The sequence below is a fragment of the Vibrio sp. 10N.247.311.12 genome (assembly GCF_041467515.1).
Lineage (GTDB): Bacteria > Pseudomonadota > Gammaproteobacteria > Enterobacterales > Vibrionaceae > Vibrio > Vibrio crassostreae_C.
This window is the reverse complement of sequence record NZ_JBFSUV010000045.1, coordinates 1-20,186: the sequence shown is the minus strand read 5'-3', so window position 1 is coordinate 20,186 and position 20,186 is coordinate 1. Positions and strand designations below refer to the sequence as shown.

Here is a 20,186-nt window from a genome sequence, read left to right as displayed (position 1 = left end):
CAAGGAGGAGTGATCGTTGAGTAAATTTTCGAAAACCATATTGGCTGTGTCGGCATTACTATTGGGTAATAGCCTGACCATAAGTTCAGTACAAGCTGAAGAACTGAGCTTCGAGCAATATGTAGAAAAACTAAAACAACAAGGCCGTGAAGAAGGCATCTCTGAAGCGATCATTGATGAAGCCTTTGATGGTGTAACGTTTAAGCCAAGAGCGGTAAAAGCCGACAAAAACCAACCTGAGAAAAAACTGACTCTGGATGAATACATTCCACGAGCGGTTCCAGATTGGAAAGTGAAGCAAGCAAGGTCACTCTACAAGGAGCATTACACCGCGTTAAAGCGTATTGGTGATGAATATGGTGTTCAACCAAGATTCATTGTCGCGCTATGGGGCGTTGAGAGTAATTTTGGTAAGTTCACGGGCAATTACAGCGTTATCGACGCCCTAACGACCATGGCTTATGAAGGACGCCGAGAAGCTTTCTTCCGTAGCGAAGCGATGGCGGCATTGAAGATTCTTGATCAAGGCCATATTGCACCAAAAGAGATGAAAGGCTCTTGGGCTGGTGCGATGGGTCAACCTCAGTTTATGCCAAGCTCATTCTTAGCTTACGCCGCTGATGGCAGTGGTGATGGCAAGAAAGACATTTGGGGCACTGAAGAAGACGTATTTGCTTCGGCGGCCAATTATCTCAGCCAATCAGGGTGGGATGACAAATATACTTGGGGTCGTCAGGTTCATGTTCCGTCAACTGTGTCGATCGATTTACAAGGTCGAGACGAAGACAAAGCGAAATACTTAAAAGAGTGGTCTGAACTCGGTATTAAACGCTATGACGAGCGCCCACTGCCAACACTTGATGAAGACATTAAAGCTTGGTTAATCATGCCGGATGATGAAACCGGACGTTCGTACCTCATTTATAACAACTACAATGTGTTAATGAAGTGGAATCGTTCTTACTACTTTGCTTTGGCAGTAAGCCACCTAGCCGACAGAATTAAGTTTGATTAACAGACCTAAGTCGCTTTGAATAGCATTTGGCCTATCATAGGCAGAACGAACTAAAGGACTCTTCGGAGTCCTTTTTGATTTTATATTTCAGAGATTTAATAAGGTGATCTTGTGCTAACAGATAGAGCTGCACAGATGGTGATATTCCATGCGCTGATCAAGCACGAAGGCTTTACCAGTGCTGCAAAAAGCTTGAACGTTTCGGTGTCTCATATCAGTAAGCAAGTCGCTTTGCTTGAAGACTCAATCGGCATCAAGTTGGTACAACGAACCACACGAAGCCTCACGCTGACTGAAGCGGGAGACGTGTTCTATCAACATTGTGAGCAGCTGTTTAACACGGTGAAAGCAGCTCAGATGGATATGGATAGCCAGCGCGATGATATCTCTGGAATACTACGCGTCGGTTTGTCGCAGTCATTTGGCACACTCCATATCATTCCGGCGATTGATCAACTCAGACAGCTTTATCCTCAGTTGAGAATCGAGGCCCACTTGTTCGACTATAAGGTGGACATGATTGAAGAGCGCTTGGATCTCTGGATCACCAACAACGAAGATTTGCCTGAAGGTTACATTGCGCAGCGATTAGCCGACAGTCAGTTTGTGGTGGCTGCGTCACCGGATTATCTGATTAAGGCTGGGACGCCACATGTACCTTCCGATTTGATTGACCATAACTGTCTTATCTATCGCAGCCGTGAACGAGATTACACATCGTGGGCGTTTGACAACGGGCAAGAAAACCTCAGCGTCAAAGTCGCGGGCGATTACTCAGTCGATTTGGCTGAGGCAGTACGAGACGCGGCAGTATCAGGGTGGGGCGTTGCTTATTTGGCGACTTACTTAGTGAAAGAAGAGTTTAGAACGGGCAAGCTCATTCAAGTATTGCCAGAGTGGAGAGCCAGTCAGCTGATGCCATTCTATGCCGTTTACCCGAGCCGAAAGAATATGCCGAAGAAGCTTTCGGCAGTGATTGAGTTCATTAAAGATCATATCGGGTCGCCGACGTATTGGGACAAAAACCTCAAAACTTGCGTTGAACTGCATCGCTAACTGTTTCCTAATCTATAAATATAATTTTCATATGGAAAAAGTACGCTTTTTAATCAAAGTTAATTATTAAAATTCAATAACTTAATTATACTCATAGTTAAATCGTGATTACCCCAACATCACATTAACAACCTCAGCTTGCCGCAAACGATTTCCTCTATAGAATGCGTCGCCTTTCCTATCTACAACTTTTAGGTTGACGCACATGGCTTCGCTACTTGGAATTATCACTATTTTAGTTGCCGCTTGGTTACTATCTACGGACAGAAAAAATATTCCACTAAGAACAGTCTCTTTGGCTTTCTTATTACAAATCTCATTCGCGCTGTTGGTTCTGTATGTACCAATGGGTAAAGAAGCGTTGAATGCAGCCACAGGTGCGGTATCTAGCTTGATCAACTACGGTCAAGAGGGGATTAACTTCCTATTTGGTGGCCTAACGAATAACGGATTTGTTTTCGCGATTAACGTTCTAGGCATCATTATCTTTTTCTCTGCACTGATCTCTGGTTTGTACCACATCGGCTTTATGCCAAAGGTGATCAACCTTATTGGTGGTGCGCTACAGAAATTCTTGGGCACAGGTCGTGCGGAATCACTGTCTGCGACTGCCAATATCTTTGTCGGCATGATTGAAGCGCCATTGGTGGTTAAACCTTACTTAAAGCACATGACGGATTCACAACTGTTTGCGGTGATGGTGTGTGGTTTGGCTTCTGTCGCTGGTGGTACGTTAGTGGGTTATGCATCGCTTGGCGTTGACCTAAACTTCCTGATCGCTGCGGCATTCATGTCTGCACCAGCCGGTCTATTGATGGCTAAAATCTTAGTACCTGGCAGCCCAGATGACGCTCAAGAAAATATTGAGTCTGACGTTGAAATTCCACGAGCAACAAACGTCGTTGAGGCAATGGCAGATGGGGCTAAGTCTGGACTTCGTATTGCCGTTGCAGTGGGTGCAACACTTCTTGCCTTTATCAGTGTGATTGCAATGCTAAATGGCTTGTTAGGTATCGTTGGCGGCTGGTTTGGCGTAAACCTAAGCTTCGAACTTATCCTAGGTTATGTATTCGCACCCGTTGCATGGCTGATCGGTGTACCGTGGTCTGAGGCTGTGGTTGCAGGCTCATTGATCGGTAACAAGATTGTCGTGAACGAGTTCGTGGCTTTCATCCAGTTAATGGACGTAAAAGACGCACTGAGTGAGCACTCTCAAGCGATCGTAACTTTCGCTCTATGTGGCTTTGCTAACATCTCTACCATGGCGATTCTTATCGGTGGTTTGGGCAGCTTAGTTCCAGAGCGTCGTTCTTTCATCTCACAATATGGCTTCAAAGCAATTTGTGCAGGTGTGTTTGCTAACTTAATGAGTGCCGCTATTGCTGGTGTTGTACTTTCTTTATAGTTAACTGATCATGACTTTACTCTCCCTATAGTAAAGTGACTGATTAATCACAATAATATTCGGTTAGCGTGAAAAAGAGAGCCTATAGTGTAAGAACGTAGGCTTTCTTATTTCATTGAATAGTTTGTACCACAGGGTGTGGTGCAAACCTTTTAGGGGCACAAATGGATTTGTCGATTACTTCTTCTTTGGCGTTAATTGGACTCTTGTCTTTAGCTTGTCAGCTGCTCGGCTGGCGTTTACGTCTTCCCGCTATTCTTCCTCTCCTAATCGTTGGCCTGTTGTTAGGTCCTGGCCTGAATATTCTAAATCCCGATGCCATTTTCGGTGATGTGCTGTTTCCTATGATTTCATTAGGCGTTGCCATCATCCTGTTTGAAGGGGCATTAACCCTAAATTTCAAAGAAATCAGAGGCCATGGTCGGATGGTGACTCATCTCGTGAGTTTCGGCATGTTGATTACATGGGCGTGTATCGTGGTGGGTGCTTACTACTTTGTGGACTTTAGTTGGCCGTTAGCCGCACTGTTTGGTGCATTAGTCGTGGTAACTGGCCCAACGGTGATCGTACCCATGCTTCGCAGTATTCAGCCTAAATCCTCCTTAGGCAGTATCTTGCGATGGGAAGGGATAGTGATTGATCCGATTGGCGCTCTGTTTGCGGTTCTCGTTTACGAGTACATCGTTTCTTCTGCCGACCCTACCGGACACGTTCTGTCAGCTCTGGGCCTGACGTTAGTCATAGGTTTAGGCTTAGGGATCATCGGTGGCCATTTGATTGCCAAGATGCTGCAAGGGCATTGGGTACCGCACTATTTACGTAATGTGGCTGTGCTGACGCTAATGTTGGCGGCGTTCTCGTTTTCCAATGACCTGAGTGAAGAATCGGGTTTATTAACCGTGACCATCATGGGGATCTGGCTTGCCAACGTGAAGGGCTTGGATATCGAAGACATCATCGAATTCAAAGAAACCTTAACCGTGTTGCTTATTTCTGCGTTGTTTATTCTGTTAGCGAGCAGGCTCGATTCAGGAACCTTCCTCTCGATAGGTTGGGGTGGGGTTGGCCTGTTAGCGATAGTGATGCTGGTGGCGCGTCCTTTGAGCGTGTGGATCAGCGGGATCGGTACGGATCTTACTTCTGCGGATAAATGGTTTTTGAGCTGGATGGCGCCGCGCGGGATCGTGGCTGCCGCGGTTTCTTCTCTGTTTGCGATCAAACTTCAAGAGAAGCAATTGATTGACGGGGCAGATTTACTGGTGCCAATGGTGTTTTTGGTCATCATTGGTACGGTAGTGATTCAGAGCCTTACCGCGAGTTGGTGGGCGAGAAGGCTAGGTGTGACTCAAGAGAAGGCACAAGGCGTTATCTTTTTTGGTGCGACTCAGTTTTCACGCCAGTTTGCCAAAGTGCTAGCCACACACAACATCAACAGTGTGCTTGCCGATACCAACTGGGAGAGCATTCGTTTAGCGCGTATGGAAAACTTGAATGTTTATTTTGGTAACCCAGCTTCGAGCCACGCTGAAAATAATCTGGAATTGGATGGAATAGGGCGTGCGATGATCGTGTCGCCTTATCGTCAAACCAACCCGTTAGTTAGCATGCACTATCAAGACGAGTTTGGTGGAAATAAGGTGTTTGAGCTTGAATCCTCAGAGAATAAACATGAAAGGCACCAGGTGAGCCGCGATGGCAATAGAAGTCTGTTTTCGGAAGGGATTACCTATTCTAAGCTTAACTCACTGATGGCTCAGGGTAGCCAAATTAAAAGTACAGGTTTGACCGAGGCATTTGATTTAAACGAGTTTAACGCGCTGTACCCTAAAGCCATTCCTCTTGGGGTGATTACTGGCGGTGATTTCCGTTTAATTACACAAGGATCTGAGTTGGAAAAACTCATATCAACGGAGTGTGAGCTTATTAGTTTATTACCGCCTTCTGAACAGACGGAAAAAGTCGAGAATCCAGATAAGTAGCGAATAGCAGTGCATCAAAAACGAGTTGCCCTGTTTCAAAACGAATGTCTAAGTATCAAAAAAGCCGCAGCGTTCATCACGTTGCGGCTTTCTAATTTTATTTATATGCGCTGCGGATTACTTCGAGTGAAATTGCTCACAAGCGATCATGGTGTTCTCGATTAGGCTCGCAACTGTCATTGGACCAACACCACCCGGTACAGGCGTGATGAAGCTTGCGCTTTCTTTCGCTACGTCGTATTCAACGTCACCCACTAGTTTGCCAGATTCCAAACGGTTGATACCCACATCGACCACAACAGCGCCTTTCTTGATCCAAGCACCAGGAATGAAGTTTGGCTTACCTACGGCAACTACAACAACGTCTGCTTGACGCACGTGGCCTTCAAGGTCTTTGGTGAAGCGGTGACATGTTGTCGTTGTACAACCTGCTAGAAGAAGCTCTAGCGTCATTGGGCGACCTACGATGTTTGATGCGCCAACCACAACCGCGTGCTTACCACGTAAATCGATGTTGTAACGGTCAAGCAGCGTGATGATGCCTTTTGGCGTGCAAGAGCGAAGCTTAGGCATGCGCTGAGCCAAACGGCCGACATTGTATGGGTGGAAGCCATCAACGTCTTTTTCTGGCGTGATACGCTCAAGAACGTGAGTGCTATCAATGCCTGCTGGTAGAGGCAGTTGAACAAGAATACCGTCGATCTCTGGATCTTCGTTCAGTTGGTCTACCAGTGTTAACAATTCGTCTTCTGTCGCAGTGGCTGGCAAGTCGTAAGATTTAGACACGAAGCCAACTTCTTCACACGCTTTACGCTTACTTCCAACGTAAACCTGAGAAGCAGGGTCTTCACCCACTAAAACAACCGCTAGGCCCGGAGCGCGTAATCCAGCTTCAGTACGAGCTTTTACACGTGCAGCAACTTCGGAGCGAACCGTTTGAGAAATTAGCTTTCCATCAATATTTTGAGCAGTCATGAATTTCCTTAGTATTGATATTCAAGTTAGTGGCTGATGTTTTTGGCGCATTATTCCAGAAAATCTTTTTGATTACCATCAAGCAAACGTTTGCTTTGGTCTATTTTCCAACACTTATATGTTTGTTGGCCTTTTTTTACCCACTTAGATCAGAATGTTACATAAAGCCGTTGCTTTACTGATTCGAATTCGTATAATTCGTTCCTGTAGCGCGCCCTTAGCTCAGCTGGATAGAGCACCTCCCTTCTAAGGAGGTGGTCGAAGGTTCGAATCCTTCAGGGCGTGCCATTATTTAAAGAAACCCGATAACTCTCCGAGTTGTCGGGTTTTTTGCATTTTACACATCATAAAACACTTCTTTTCAAGCGCGACTCATTTTCTTCTGTTATTCGTTTCATTCGGCTTATGTAATAGAAAGTTAAAATTGTTCGTTTTTTGGGGTTTACATCATTTGGTAATAAAGCCACTATGAATTCACGAAGAATAGACAAGTAAAGCTATTAGCCAGTCGGTTTAGGAATCAAACCTTCTGATTGATGGCTGATTTAGAGGAAGCAATGGCAGGAAACAGTATCGGACAACATTTCCGCGTGACCACGTTCGGAGAAAGTCACGGTATCGCACTAGGATGTATCGTAGATGGGTGCCCACCAGGATTAGAAATTACCGAAGCAGACCTTCAAAGAGATTTGGATCGTCGTCGCCCTGGTACTTCTCGCTATACAACGGCTCGCCGTGAAGCGGATGAAGTGAAAATCTTATCAGGTGTATTTGAAGGCCAAACTACGGGCACTTCTATTGGTCTATTGATTGAAAATACAGACCAACGCTCTAAAGACTATTCCGAAATTAAAGACAAATTCCGTCCTGGCCATGCTGACTATACCTACCATCAAAAGTACGGTGTACGTGATTACCGTGGCGGCGGTCGCTCTTCAGCTCGTGAAACTGCTATGCGTGTAGCGGCAGGTGCGATTGCGAAGAAATACCTGAAACAAGAATTTGGTGTTGAGATCCAAGCTTACCTTTCTCAAATGGGTGATATCTCAATTGATAAAGTGGATTGGAACGAGATTGAAAACAACGCTTTCTTCTGCCCAGATGCCGACAAAGTACCGGAATTTGACCAACTGATTCGTGACTTGCTAAAAGAAGGCAACTCGATCGGTGCGAAGATTCAAGTGGTTGCAACTAAAGTGCCTGTAGGCCTTGGTGAGCCAATCTTTGATCGTCTAGATGCTGACATCGCGCACGCTCTAATGAGCATCAATGCGGTGAAAGGTGTTGAGATTGGTGATGGCTTTGATGTGGTTAATCAACGCGGTAGTGAACACCGTGATCCATTAACTCCGGAAGGTTTCAGCAGCAACCATGCTGGCGGTATCTTAGGTGGTATCTCTACTGGCCAAGATATTGTGGCAAGCATTGCGCTTAAACCAACATCAAGCATTACCGTTCCTGGTGACACGATCACTAAAGACGGTGAAGCAACGCAGCTAATCACTAAAGGTCGTCACGATCCATGTGTGGGTATCCGTGCGGTACCTATTGCTGAAGCGATGCTGGCTATCGTGTTGCTTGACCACTTGCTACGTCATCGTGGTCAAAACTTTGGTGTGACAACTGAAACACCACAAATCTAATTCTGCTTCTTTTTATTTAGAATAGAATTGGTAGAAACAAAAAAGGGTTGCTTCGTAATGAAGTAACCCTTTTTCACATTAGCAGGATTATTCGTCCGGTTAGCGACTATCGTCATTAAAGACAGCTAGCAGCTTAAGGCTCTTAATCCATTAATGCACTGAACTTTCAGGATCAAGCTGGAACGAAGGCAAACTCCATTTGAATCTTACAGCCGCCATGCGCAGCAAGTAACCAACTACAAGCGTCACAATTGTCGCCGTGACGTCGTTGATGCCAAGCTCAAGCAAACCTAGGTACAAACCTGAAGCGACAAGTGCGACAGAGGCATACAGCTCTTCATGTAACACCAATGGTGTTTGACGACAGATAAGGTCACGTAACAAACCACCAAAGACACCTGTCACTAATGCCGATACCATGCAAATCATCGGGTGCAGACCCATGGTCATCGCTACTTTGGTACCAATGATACTGAATACGATTAGGCCTAAGGCATCCAAGCGAATAAACAAACCTTTTAGCTTGATAACCCATTTCGCCAACCCGGTTGTAATAACACCTGCTATACAGGTGATGGCCAGATACTGAGGGTTTTCAACCCAACCTAAAGGGTAATGGCCAAGTAAGATATCGCGTACTGTACCGCCGCCAATTGCCGTTGCGCTCGCAACCAACATTACACCAAACCAATCCATTTTTTGTTTGCCTGCACTGAGAGCGCCGGTCATGGCTTCTGCCGTGATGCCAATGATATACAAAACACTTAGTAGCATTGCTGTAGCTCTATAATATAGGTCTATAAATTGGAGTCTTATAGGCCATAGGGATATAAAAATGAAGCGCGAGTGTAGTAGTAAAAATGCTGATTGACGAATGAATATTTGTACCTTGAATGGCCTTTTCAGATTAGCTAAACTAATCATTCACCTCAAAGTAGTGTAATCTGGGATCAGCAATCGATTGTCACGGTAAAGTATTGGGGGCAACCCAATGCCATTGCTCGTGATAGGGCTTTACCGAGCGCTGAAAAAAACGCAAAATGTCCCCGTTCTTTTCACTTAAATTTGATTTTATGACGCACCAATACCCAGACATCATCGATATTTTCAATCAAACCTTTTTCGATAGCTACAATACCAAGCTCGAACTGGGTGCAGACGAGCCTATTTACCTGCCAGCCGATGAACAGATTTCTCATCACCGTATCGTATTTGCTCGTGGCTTTTACGCCTCTGCACTCCATGAGATCGCACACTGGTGCGTTGCTGGGCCTGAGCGTCGTTTACTGGAAGATTTTGGCTATTGGTATGAACCTGACGGTCGAACGGAATCGGTTCAAGCTGAGTTTGAAAAAGTAGAAATTCGCCCACAAGCGTATGAATGGATCATTGCGATGAGCGCAGGCTTTCCTTTTAATGTCAGCTGTGACAATCTACACGGCGATTTTGAGCCAGATCGTTTGGCCTTTATGAATAAAGTACATAGCGAAGTTATGGGTATCTTTGAAGTAGGCTTTCCGCCTCGCGTGAAAATGCTCTCTGAAGCATTACGCAGCTTCTACGATGTAGAACCTTTATGTACTAGCCAATTTATTGTGAAATAAGAGAATATTATGATTATCGAATTTGAAGAAAAACTACTTGAAGTAATTGATGCTCGCATTGAAAACGCATCAGACGATGAACTGTTTGCTGGTGGTTACTTACGTGGTCATATTTCTCTTTCAGTGGCTTCATGTGAAGACGAAGGCATTGAAGATGTGGCTGAAGTAAAAGCTCGTATTGAACAGAGCCTAGACGACGCTCGCTCTGAACTAACACCAGCAGACCGCACCATCGTTAATGACCTTTGGGTTGAGCTACAAAACCAAGCTTAATCTCGATGTATTAATACTATCCGCTCAGTCCCTTCCTTTCCCATTTTGCTGAGCGAACTGGTTTATTTGAGACTCGTTCGAAATTTTTGAATGAGTCCGTTCATTTCTTGTGATGGTTACATTTTCTTACTACGTTATTCTAATCCCACTTAACGGAATTACAGAAAGGTCACATCATGAAAGTTATCGCATTTGGCGCAAGCACAAGTTCTACCTCAATCAACAAAACACTAGCAACTTACGCAGCAAACTTGATTGAAGGTGCTGAAGTTAAAGTCCTAGACATCAACGATTACAATGTTCCTATGTTCAGTGAAGACACTGAAAAAGAGATTGGCCAAGCGGAAGGCGCTCAAGCATTCTTGCGCGACCTAACTGAAGCTGATGCGTTTGTTATTTCGTTCGCAGAACACAATGGTCACTACCCAGCAGCGTATAAAAACCTATTTGACTGGGCGACACGTATTGAGCGTTCAGTGTTTGGCGAGAAGCCGGCGGTTTACCTAGCGACTTCACCGGGCCCTGGTGGCGCACAAACGGTACTTGGTGCAGCGACAGGTTCTGCACCTTACTTCGGTGGCAACGTGCAAGCGTCAGTTTCAGTACCAAGTTTCTACGATAACTTTGATTTTGAGTCGGGCTCTATCAGCAACGAAGAGATTGCTCTACAGATTAAAGACGCGGTTGCTAAGCTGTAAATACTGCTCCATTTAGAACATCAGTTTAGATCAACACGAATAACAAAAAGCCCGAGCGACTTAACTTAGTCACGTAGGGCTTTTTAGCTTTTAACTTATTAGTTTCAGATATTCAGAAATTTCAGATGTTCAAAATAGCTGAACTAGAAACTACGGCTTTGATTTAGAATGCTTGTCAGCAACCCATCCAGCCGTTAATGCCTTACCTTTACGCAGTCTGCGTACCCACATTCGACTTGGGTGAATCGCCTCAAGCACATCAACAGGCAAGGGCAGCGGATCGCCACAGATCTGTGATGCTAATACTTCAGCCAATAATGGTGCAGAGCTCAAACCACGTGAACCCAGTCCGATAAAGCAATAAAGGTTAGGGAAGCTTGTTACCGTTTCTACATCCTCAACCGAGTCACGCTGCGGGTTGAAGTTGTGGAGATCTTGGTACTGCTCCTTAATGGCTTCAAAGTCACCAACGTTTCCGACAAACGGAAGGTGGTCACGGCTTACGCTTCGGATACCTTGGCGCGCTAAGTTGTCACTGGTATCGACATCTTTTGTCCATGCTTGGTCTGGTAGTGACCCATGTAGGCGCTCGCCATTGTGCTGCTGAACCTCAATATCAAATTCTTGGTCGATATTGGTTTTGTCGTAGTTCGCACCAATACAGTGATGACCATTGTTGGGGTTCTGTGGCGTCAAATAGCCATCAAAGCACAACACGGTTTTTAGCTGGCTGAGATTTTCCGTGGTCGGAATATGGCTCACTTGGCCTTTAACCGGAGTCAGTGGTACTGGCTGAGTTTGTTCAAACTGAGTGAACTTGTGTCCGTTTGCGACAACTACTTGGTCGTGCTTGGTTTGAATCTCACCTTGAGGTGTATCCATCGTCAGTATCCATTGTTGTTCAGCTTCGAGCCACTCAAGTTGCGTTACTTGATGTTGATAGTGCGCGCTTACTTGGTTGTTCTCTTCTAACTTGCTAATCAAGCCTTGAGTCAGTTGCAGAGGGCTTAGCCAACCACCCAGCGGAAAGTAAACACTCTCTTTATCGACGGGTAAGCCAATCTTTTCGTTGGCTTGCTCTGGCGATAAACGCTGAATCAGGTCGGTGTGGAAGTTGCCTTCCAACATGCGGTTGAGCTTTTTAGTGGAGCCTTGATCCCACATCAAGATGTTCACGCCACACCAACTGTGATCAAATTGAATAGACTGAGCCGCTTGATTAATAAATTGACGAGCAAACAGTAATCCCGGGCCAAACACGCGAGACACGTTCGAGGTCGCTTCGCTTAATAGCGGGTAAATCGCACCTTGGTTGTTACCTGAGGCATTGCCCGCAGCTTGTGGATGTTCACAATAAAGGGTGATGTTTTTACCACGACGGCTTAGCGTTTTGGCTAATGCAGCACTGGCGACACCACCACCAATGATCGCAATGTCTTGGGATTCAGTGTGTTGAGCGAGGCCATACCAAGGTTTGATGTTGGTGTGAGCGTGCTTTTCGCCAAGTCGGCCGGCGATCATTTCTCGCTTAGTACCAAAGCCTTTGACCTTTTTCATTTCAAAGCCAGCTTCAATTAAGCCACGGCGAACAAAGCCAGCAGCGGTGAAGGTGGCGCAGCTACAATCTTGCTTAGCGAGCTTAGCCATGCCGTTGAATAGGTTTTGATTCCACATCTCTGGGTTCTTGCTCGGAGCAAAACCGTCTAAGAACCAAGCATCAACCAAACCTTCACGCGGGGTTGGTACGTTGGGCATGCAATCTTTAATATCGCCAAACCACAAATCAAGCGTGATTGCACCGTCGCCCAGCACAATGCGGTGACATTCAGGTAGAGCAATAGGGTAGTGTTCTTGGAGTTGCGTCGCATACTCGGCTAATTCTGGCCACGATTGGTGTGCTTTGATGAGATCCTCTTTATTTAAAGGATATTTTTCAAAACTGATGAAATGTAACTCTTTGGTCATCGCTTGTGGGTTATCTTTAAGAAAAGCATCGAACCATTGCCAAACTGCAAGAAAGTTCAAACCTGTGCCAAAGCCGGTTTCAGCAATCACAAAGCGGCGTTGTTCATGTTCAAGCCAACGCTCTGGAAGGTGGTTTTGCTTTAAAAAGACGTAGCGAGTTTCTTCTAAACCGTTAACATTGGAGAAGTAAACGTCGTCAAATTGGTCTGAAACTGGCGTGCCAGACTCATTCCATTCCAGTTCTGCATTAGTAATTGAAGTCATAAAATCTATCATTTTGTGATTTGAAGCGATATGTTGGTAGGGATTGTACGAATTTCTAGGAAAGCTGACCACTTTTGTTAGGCTTCTTAGTTATCATCTAGCTGAATTTAGAATTATAGGAATGTCACATGAAACGAGTCGTAATCACCGGTATGGGTATTGTTTCAAGTATCGGTAACAACGTCGAAGAAGTTTTAGCATCACTGAAAGAGGGTAAATCTGGTATTACCGCTTCAGAGCAGTTCAAGGAAAATGGCTTGCGCTCTCAAGTATGGGGTAACCTAAAAATGAACCCTGCTGACCATATCGATCGCAAAAAAATGCGCTTTATGGGTGATGCAGCGGCATTCGCTTATCTTTCAATGGAGCAAGCAATTGCTGATTCTGGCTTAACTGAAGATCAAGTATCTAATGACCGCACGGGTATCGTTGCGGGTTCAGGTGGTGCTTCATCTCTAAACCAAGTAAACGCGGTAGACATCATCCGTGAGAAAGGCGTGAAGCGCGTTGGTCCATACATGGTTCCACGTACAATGGCTTCTACGGTTTCTGCTTGTCTAGCAACTCCTTTCAAAATCCGTGGTGTGAACTACTCTATGAGCTCTGCATGTGCGACATCTGCACACTGTATTGGTCACGCAATGGAGCTTATCCAACTTGGTAAGCAAGACGTTGTATTCGCTGGTGGCGGTGAAGAACTGGATTGGTCTCTGACTATGATGTTCGACGCAATGGGCGCACTTTCTACTAAGTACAACGACACGCCAGAGCTGGCTTCTCGTACCTACGATGCAGACCGTGATGGTTTCGTTATCTCTGGTGGCGGCGGCATGTTAGTTATCGAAGAACTTGAGCACGCTGTTGCTCGTGGCGCAAAAATCTACGGTGAAATCGTAGGCTACGGCGCAACTTCAGATGGCTACGACATGGTTGCTCCTTCTGGTGAAGGTGCGGTTCGTTGTATGAAGATGGCGATGCAAAACGTTGATGGCGTTGATTACGTGAACACTCACGGTACTTCAACTCCAGTTGGCGACGTTAAAGAGCTAGGCGCTATCCAAGAAGTTTTCTCTCAAGGTAATGGCGGTGGCAACAGCCCAGCAATTTCTGCAACTAAAGCGATGACAGGTCACGCTCTAGGTGCTGCTGGCGTACACGAAGCTATTTACTCAACGCTAATGCTAGATAACGGCTTTATCGCTCCAAGCATTAACGTTTCGAACCTAGACGAAGCTGCTGCTGGCCTAGACATCGTAACTGAAGCTCGTGATCAAGAGCTAACTACAGTTATGTCTAACAGTTTTGGTTTCGGCGGTACGAACGCAACGCTAGTAATCAAAAAGTACCAAGCTTAACTTAAGCTTGAGTTACAGAGACAAGGTTAATCGTTAAAGGGTTGCGCTAGTGCCGATTCAACACGCACAGGTCACCCAGTAATAATGACCATCAGAACAAAGTTTTTAGACGCAGGTTGGTAAACGTGTTTTTTGAACATAGTTTTTAAATCTGGGTTTAGAGATTGAAAGGTTTCCAGAGCTTGACCAGTACTGACTTTGGTTAGTACTGGTTGAACAGACGCAAGACTCTGTCTCCTGGAGAGCGAGATAGGATCCTTTTGTTCTGGATGTTTGCCCGATTGTTTATTCAATCGGGCATTTTTCGTTTTAGCCGTTTGATCTTGGGTGTTCACTCTGGTTTCGGTTCTTGTCTGCCAAGGTTAGGTGATTCAGCCCTTTATTTATAATGTATTCCAATTGCTACTCGACACCGTGTGTGGAATTTTGCACAATCATTTCAATTCACATTTAGGTCGATAGACCCCAACAAAAGTACTCGCCAAATGAAAATCTTAATCGACGAAAATATGCCTTACGCTGAAGCGCTTTTTAGCCAGCTAGGGGAAGTGACAATGAAGTCTGGTCGCACACTTACTGCTGACGACCTAGTTGACGTAGACGCATTGATGATTCGCTCTGTTACCAAGGTAAACGAGTCATTGATCAGCAAAGCCAATAAGCTGAAGTTTGTTGGTACTGCGACGGCTGGCATGGATCACGTTGACCAAGAGTTGATGAAAGAGCGTGGCATTTTCTTTACTGCGGCACCTGGTTGTAACAAGGTGGGTGTTGCTGAGTACGCATTCAGTGCGATGATGGTGCTTGCGCAACAGCAAGGCTTTTCTGTTTTTGATAAAACGGTTGGTATTATCGGCTGTGGTCAAGTGGGCAGTTACTTAGCGAAGTGCCTTGAAGGTATTGGTATCAAAGTTCTGCTGAACGACCCTCTAAAACAGCAAGAGGGTGATACTCGCGAATTTACTGAGTTAGAGACTTTGCTTGAACAATCAGACGTTATTACATTACACACGCCAATCACTAAGACGGGTGAGTATCCAACGCATCACTTGATCAGTGAGCAAGTGCTGAACAACTTACGTGCTGATCAAATCCTGATTAATGCAGCTCGCGGTCCTGTGGTTGATAACCAAGCGCTAAAAGCTCGCCTGCAAAAAGCCGATGGTTTCACTGCAGTGCTTGATGTGTTTGAGTTTGAACCTGAAGTCGACTTTGAGCTTCTTCCGTTACTCGCTTTTGCAACGCCTCACGTAGCGGGCTACGGTTTAGAAGGTAAAGCGCGTGGTACCACGATGATCTTCAACAGTTATTGTGAATTTTTAGGTACTGAACAGCGTGCGTATGCAAGCGAATTATTGCCGACAGCGCCTGTACCTCAAATGAAATTAGATAGAGCTTGGGATGAAGCAACACTGCACAATTTGACTCAGTTGATCTATGATGTGCGCAAAGACGACGCCTTATTCCGTCGCAATATCGTTACGCCGGGTTCTTTTGACAAGATGCGTAAAGAATATTGGGACCGCAGAGAGTACAGTGCAGTCGAGTTAACGGGCGACGAATCTTGTAATTTAACGCCGTTATCTAAACTCGGTTTTATGGTAAAGCCAACTTTATAAAAGAGAGAAACAATGAGCCAAGAATTTAATATTGCTATTTTAGGTGCGACTGGTGCGGTTGGTGAAACCATTCTTGAAGTACTTAAAGAGCGTAAATTCCCTGTCGGTGAAATGCACTTACTAGCAAGTGAACGTAGTGAAGGCAAAACTTCCCGTTTTAACGGCAAAACAATACAAGTACAAAACGTAGAAGACTTCGATTGGTCTCAAGTACATATTGCGTTTTTCTCTGCAGGTAGCGAGCTTTCAGAGCGTTGGGCTCCAATTGCGGCTGATGAAGGTGTGGTTGTCATCGATAACACATCACGCTTCCGTTACGAATACGATGTTCCTCTGGTTGTGCCTGAAGTGAACCCTGAAGCGATTGCTGAGTTCCGTAACCGTAACATCATCGCGAACCCTAACTGCTCGACTATCCAAATGGTAGTAGCGCTAAAACCAATTCACGATGAAGTGGGCCTTGAGCGTATTAACGTTTCAACTTACCAATCTGTGTCTGGTGCAGGTAAGCCAGGTATCGATGAGCTAGCGGGTCAAACGGCTAAGCTTCTTAACGGTATGCCAGCTGAAAACTCAGCGTTCTCACAACAAATCGCTTTCAACTGTATTCCTCAAATCGATGAATTTACAGAGAACGGCTACACGCGTGAAGAGATGAAGATGGTTTGGGAAACTCAAAAAATCTTTGCTGACTCTTCAATCACAGTGAACCCGACTTGTGTCCGCGTACCAGTATTTTACGGTCACGCAGAATCTCTACACATTGAAACTCGCGCACCAATCGGTGCAGAGCAAGTGGTTCAGCTTCTAGAGAACACAGAAGGTGTTGAAGTATTCCAAGCGCTAGACTTCCCAACTCAAGTTCGTGATGCAGGTGGTAAAGACCACGTAATGGTTGGTCGTATTCGTAACGACATCAGCCATCACAGTGGCGTAAACATGTGGGTTGTCGCTGATAACGTTCGTAAAGGCGCAGCAACAAACGCAGTTCAAATCGCTGAAGTTCTGATTCGCGATTACTTCTAAGCTTTATTGCTTTGATAAAAAAGCCTCACTCTTTAGTGGGGCTTTTTTAATCGATTAAAAATATTGTTAGTCAAATTGTGTGAAATTGCTGCGAATATTGTTGCTGCAACACATTTTTTGTTTTCATCTCTATAGTTTTACGTCATTTATCCGATATATTTAATAGATCATCACTTTTCCGAATTTAAGCACCTAGCTGAGCCTTTTATGTTTCAAATTTTCAAGCCGTGGTTAATGCCTTTTGCCTTTATCATTGCGACTCAGATTTCCGTTGTTCGTGCAGATTCCATTCGAGTTGTAGGGCCTAATGGCCAGATACAATCAGCGCCTACGTTTTCAGAACCACTTCAAAGAGCGCAATCAAATAGCGCTGAGCCTTCACGTTTCTATGGTCCAACTCGCGGCTCAGAAACATTGTGGTCTATTGCCTCAAAGTTACGCCCTGATAACTCCGTTTCAGTCCAACAAACTCTGTTGGCTATTTATCGCTTAAACCCACAAGCGTTTGAAAACCAGAATATCCATAGCCTGCTGCCTGCGAGCAATCTACGCGTGCCTTCTTTAGAGCAAGCACGTGCAAGCTCGACGCAGCAAGCTATCAACATCATGAACTCACATCTTGCTAAGCTTGATGCTCCTGCAAGTAAGCCTGTCGCTTCAAAACCCAAAGCGCCGAGTTCTGATGCAAAAAATGTTACTCCTGCTAAGCAAGTAAGCACTACTGAAACTGCTAAAAAGCCATTGTCTCCAACTCAATCATCTCTAGCTCAATCTGCACCAACCCAAGAGATGAACAAGTTAGAGAAGCAGCTAGAGCTTTCAGAAACTGAACTGCTGTCACTTGAAGAGAAAAATCACCAACTTCGTTTGATGTTATCGAATGTTCAATCGGAAGTGGATGAGCTAAAAACAGAGCTCAGTGATGAAGACCGCATTCGTAGCGAAGTGGAAAAGCTGCTTGATGAAGAGCGCAGAAAGAACGCCGAAATTGAAAAGATGGCACCAAGTGTCATGGACGAACTGTTATCGAATGGTTGGTTAGTGGCGGCTCTTGCGATTATTCCAGGTCTGCTCATTGGTTTGATCGTTGTGATGCTGTTAGGCCGTCGTTCTAAAAATGATGAGCAACAGCAGACGACTCAAGAACAACCGCTCCAGCCAGAACCAAGTACCGTTGCACCTATTACATTGGGCGACGAGATGGACGACCTTAACGAGCTGTCTTTAGATGATGACTTGTTTGGTACGGAAGATGACGCCAACAAGCTGTTTGACGATCAAGCGCTAGCCGAAGAGGATGATGTCTTTGCTGGTTTAGATGAATCTGATCTCGATTTCAATCTAGATGGTGAAGACGATGACCCATTTGCTAGCATTGGCGAAAACGGTGATTTAGACACCAACTTCGACGATCTAGATTTAGACAGCAGCAACGGCATTAGTGTTAATGGCGAAGAGAAAGCGCTTGGCCTTGAAGAGATGGAACGTGCGCTAGACAAAACAGCGGAAAGCGCCGTCGATACTGATGATGTCGACTTTGATCTTTCTGATGATAACGCAATGTCTGCTGATGACATTGAAGCTTTACTATCTCAAGAGTCTGAAACTGAAGATCTCGGTTCCAACGAGCTAGACCAATCTTTATTAGATGATCTGTTTGCTCTTGATGACGAAGATGATGATAGCTTCGATATTGATGCTCTGATTTCGGAAGAGCAAAGTGATTCGCCTTCTAGCACTGAAACACCAGCAAGCGATGATTTTGACATCGATGCGCTTATCTCTGAGCAACAAAGTGAGACTAAGCCTGTTGATTTAAGCAATGACGATTTTGATATTGATGCTCTAATCTCTGAACAACAGTCCCCTGAGCCAGCTTCACCGACAGCGAATGATGATATTGATGACATCTTTGCCCAAGTTGCTGCTCAGAACGATCAAGCGAATGACCCTTTCAACCTCGATAGCGACGATGAGATTGCCACTAACCTAAACAGTGGTTTGGCGTCTGATGATGATATCGAAAACATTCTGTCTCAGTTCGATAAGCCCATCGTAAATGAAGAACCTCAAGACAGCGTTGATCTGCTTGATGAGCAACTGGCAGGCGATGACGTAGACCTAAGTAACTCGACAGACCTTCTTGATGAGATGCTAGGGGACGATTCGGATGATGAGTCTGAAAGCGAACCTCTTGGCTTTGATTCTCTGTCTGAGCTTGAAGAGCTTTCTGGTTTATCGACCGATGATGACCTCAACATCGCAGAAGACAGCACGGAAACCTTGGATGAATTAATAGGTGACTCTGACGAGGATGATTTCGAACTCGACGCCGAAAGTACCGACTTATTGGATGATTTCCTTGATAGTGAATTGTCAGATGATGAGCTTTTAGCGGATGCATCAAAATCAGAATCTCTAGACCCATTTGATGACTTACTGACAAGTGGCATTGAAGACGAGCTTGAATCTGAAGATAAGACGTTTGATAAAGAGTTAGACGCAGCCTTTGGTTTGGACAACGCCAATGAGGAGCCTGAAAAGGACTCAGACGTTGAGCTTACTCCGTTAACCTCTGAAGGTGAGCCTGAGCAAGATCCGGACATTAGTGAAACACCACAACCTGAAGTCGTTACTGATGAATCGTTAGATTCTGAAATGACTCAAGAAAGTTCTGACATTAAGCCAGAAAATGATGAAGCCTTTAATCGTGATGGTTTTATCGATGATTTGTTCGGTGTCGCACCGGCAACGGATGCTTTGCTTGATGACTCGCTAGAAACAACAGACGAAGCGTTGATTGATGAGTTAATGACTTCTGATGACAATGATTTGTTGCCAGCAATAGAAGAGCCTGTTGAACCATCAATTGACAATACGGTTGAACCAGAGCAAGCGTCTCTTTTAGACAGCGACGAAGTATCAGCGCAAGAAACCGCATCATCGGTTGAAGATGATGAACTGGATATCGACTCGCTGTTATCTGAGAATTCTGATTTTGACAAACCAGATTTTGAAGAGCGAGTTAAAGAAGAAACCGCACAACAAGAACCAGAGCCGAAAGAAGCCGACGTACAAGAGCAAGCTTCGCCATCGTCTTTGAACGATATCTCTGAAGATGAAGAAGAAACGGTTGAAGACTGGTTAGCTGAAGCCATCGACGATGTAGAGTCGCCAGCGAACATTGACTCTGATTTTGACTTTGAACCGAAAATCCAAGGTAGCGATCAGCTTGAAGATGTCGTTGAATCCTTGCCAGAGCCAGAGCCAGAGCCAGAGCCAGAGCCAGAGCCAGAGCCAGAGCCAGAG

At 45.2% G+C, this 20,186-nt stretch carries 15 protein-coding genes and 1 tRNA gene; 13 read left to right on the top strand and 3 right to left on the bottom strand.

All coding sequences use genetic code 11. From position 1 onward, the window contains the following. Window positions 1-16: 16 nt before the first annotated feature. The 4 genes from AB6E30_RS18030 (at window position 17) to AB6E30_RS18015 (ending at window position 5,455) form a co-directional block, all read left to right on the top strand. Entirely contained in the window at window positions 17-1,015 is a 999-nt protein-coding gene (locus tag AB6E30_RS18030; protein WP_372104723.1) for a lytic transglycosylase domain-containing protein, read from the top strand. A gap of 135 nt (window positions 1,016-1,150) precedes the next feature. Then, window positions 1,151-2,071: a LysR family transcriptional regulator gene (locus AB6E30_RS18025; protein ID WP_372104734.1), complete on the top strand. Its 921-nt coding sequence runs from the start codon at window positions 1,151-1,153 to the stop codon at window positions 2,069-2,071. 205 nt (window positions 2,072-2,276) lie between these two features. Continuing rightward, window positions 2,277-3,476, top strand: a complete 1,200-nt coding sequence (locus AB6E30_RS18020; protein WP_372104720.1) for a NupC/NupG family nucleoside CNT transporter — start codon at window positions 2,277-2,279, stop codon at window positions 3,474-3,476. 164 nt (window positions 3,477-3,640) lie between these two features. Continuing rightward, entirely contained in the window at window positions 3,641-5,455 is a 1,815-nt protein-coding gene (locus tag AB6E30_RS18015; RefSeq protein ID WP_372104717.1) for a cation:proton antiporter, read from the top strand. Window positions 5,456-5,572: 117 nt separating this feature from the next. Here AB6E30_RS18015 and folD read toward each other — a convergent pair whose 3' ends face one another. Beyond that, window positions 5,573-6,430, bottom strand: a complete 858-nt coding sequence (folD, locus tag AB6E30_RS18010; RefSeq protein WP_372104715.1) for a bifunctional methylenetetrahydrofolate dehydrogenase/methenyltetrahydrofolate cyclohydrolase FolD — start codon at window positions 6,428-6,430, stop codon at window positions 5,573-5,575. Window positions 6,431-6,641: 211 nt separating this feature from the next. Here folD and AB6E30_RS18005 point away from each other — a divergent pair. Next, window positions 6,642-6,718 (top strand) — tRNA-Arg (locus tag AB6E30_RS18005). Window positions 6,719-6,987: 269 nt separating this feature from the next. Beyond that, complete coding sequence (aroC, locus tag AB6E30_RS18000) at window positions 6,988-8,073, top strand: chorismate synthase (protein WP_017062360.1); 1,086 nt, start codon at window positions 6,988-6,990, stop codon at window positions 8,071-8,073. Between the two features lie 150 nt (window positions 8,074-8,223). Here aroC and AB6E30_RS17995 read toward each other — a convergent pair whose 3' ends face one another. Next, window positions 8,224-8,847 carry a trimeric intracellular cation channel family protein gene (locus AB6E30_RS17995; protein ID WP_017062358.1) on the bottom strand — a complete coding sequence of 208 codons (624 nt, stop codon included), beginning with the start codon at window positions 8,845-8,847 and terminating at the stop codon, window positions 8,224-8,226. A 299-nt stretch (window positions 8,848-9,146) separates the two neighbouring features. On the opposite strand from AB6E30_RS17995, the gene AB6E30_RS17990 reads away from it, so the two are divergent. The 3 genes from AB6E30_RS17990 to AB6E30_RS17980 all read left to right on the top strand — a co-directional run bounded on the left by AB6E30_RS17990 (window position 9,147) and on the right by AB6E30_RS17980 (window position 10,648). Beyond that, window positions 9,147-9,677 carry an elongation factor P hydroxylase gene (locus AB6E30_RS17990; RefSeq protein ID WP_372104731.1) on the top strand — a complete coding sequence of 177 codons (531 nt, stop codon included), beginning with the start codon at window positions 9,147-9,149 and terminating at the stop codon, window positions 9,675-9,677. Window positions 9,678-9,686: 9 nt separating this feature from the next. Further along, complete coding sequence (locus AB6E30_RS17985; protein WP_372099958.1) at window positions 9,687-9,950, top strand: YfcL family protein; 264 nt, start codon at window positions 9,687-9,689, stop codon at window positions 9,948-9,950. A gap of 176 nt (window positions 9,951-10,126) precedes the next feature. Next, entirely contained in the window at window positions 10,127-10,648 is a 522-nt protein-coding gene (locus tag AB6E30_RS17980) for an NADPH-dependent FMN reductase (protein ID WP_372104712.1), read from the top strand. A 150-nt stretch (window positions 10,649-10,798) separates the two neighbouring features. On the opposite strand, the gene mnmC is transcribed toward AB6E30_RS17980, so the two are convergent. Further along, window positions 10,799-12,877 carry a bifunctional tRNA (5-methylaminomethyl-2-thiouridine)(34)-methyltransferase MnmD/FAD-dependent 5-carboxymethylaminomethyl-2-thiouridine(34) oxidoreductase MnmC gene (mnmC, locus tag AB6E30_RS17975; protein ID WP_206360671.1) on the bottom strand — a complete coding sequence of 693 codons (2,079 nt, stop codon included), beginning with the start codon at window positions 12,875-12,877 and terminating at the stop codon, window positions 10,799-10,801. A gap of 128 nt (window positions 12,878-13,005) precedes the next feature. On the opposite strand from mnmC, the gene fabB reads away from it, so the two are divergent. The 4 genes from fabB to AB6E30_RS17955 form a co-directional block, all read left to right on the top strand. Continuing rightward, a complete protein-coding gene (fabB, locus tag AB6E30_RS17970; RefSeq protein WP_017070308.1) occupies window positions 13,006-14,232 on the top strand; it encodes a beta-ketoacyl-ACP synthase I in 1,227 nt (408 codons plus the stop codon). 485 nt (window positions 14,233-14,717) lie between these two features. Continuing rightward, a complete protein-coding gene (locus tag AB6E30_RS17965) occupies window positions 14,718-15,851 on the top strand; it encodes a 4-phosphoerythronate dehydrogenase (RefSeq protein WP_372104710.1) in 1,134 nt (377 codons plus the stop codon). Between the two features lie 12 nt (window positions 15,852-15,863). Continuing rightward, window positions 15,864-16,877, top strand: coding sequence for an aspartate-semialdehyde dehydrogenase (locus AB6E30_RS17960; protein ID WP_017062350.1), 1,014 nt, complete (start codon window positions 15,864-15,866; stop codon window positions 16,875-16,877). 207 nt (window positions 16,878-17,084) lie between these two features. Further along, window positions 17,085-20,186, top strand: a 3,102-nt coding sequence (locus AB6E30_RS17955) for a FimV/HubP family polar landmark protein (protein WP_372104707.1), incomplete at its 3' end; no start/stop codon positions are given.

Coding starts and splice junctions, on each gene's coding strand:
- AB6E30_RS18025 (WP_372104734.1), top strand. CDS start 1,151: ATGGTGATATTCCATGCGCTGATCAAGCACGAAGGCTTTACCAGTGCT.
- AB6E30_RS18020 (WP_372104720.1), top strand. CDS start 2,277: ATGGCTTCGCTACTTGGAATTATCACTATTTTAGTTGCCGCTTGGTTA.
- AB6E30_RS18015 (WP_372104717.1), top strand. CDS start 3,641: ATGGATTTGTCGATTACTTCTTCTTTGGCGTTAATTGGACTCTTGTCT.
- folD (WP_372104715.1), bottom strand. CDS start 6,430: ATGACTGCTCAAAATATTGATGGAAAGCTAATTTCTCAAACGGTTCGC.
- aroC (WP_017062360.1), top strand. CDS start 6,988: ATGGCAGGAAACAGTATCGGACAACATTTCCGCGTGACCACGTTCGGA.
- AB6E30_RS17995 (WP_017062358.1), bottom strand. CDS start 8,847: ATGCTACTAAGTGTTTTGTATATCATTGGCATCACGGCAGAAGCCATG.
- AB6E30_RS17990 (WP_372104731.1), top strand. CDS start 9,147: ATGACGCACCAATACCCAGACATCATCGATATTTTCAATCAAACCTTT.
- AB6E30_RS17985 (WP_372099958.1), top strand. CDS start 9,687: ATGATTATCGAATTTGAAGAAAAACTACTTGAAGTAATTGATGCTCGC.
- AB6E30_RS17980 (WP_372104712.1), top strand. CDS start 10,127: ATGAAAGTTATCGCATTTGGCGCAAGCACAAGTTCTACCTCAATCAAC.
- mnmC (WP_206360671.1), bottom strand. CDS start 12,877: ATGACTTCAATTACTAATGCAGAACTGGAATGGAATGAGTCTGGCACG.
- fabB (WP_017070308.1), top strand. CDS start 13,006: ATGAAACGAGTCGTAATCACCGGTATGGGTATTGTTTCAAGTATCGGT.
- AB6E30_RS17965 (WP_372104710.1), top strand. CDS start 14,718: ATGAAAATCTTAATCGACGAAAATATGCCTTACGCTGAAGCGCTTTTT.
- AB6E30_RS17960 (WP_017062350.1), top strand. CDS start 15,864: ATGAGCCAAGAATTTAATATTGCTATTTTAGGTGCGACTGGTGCGGTT.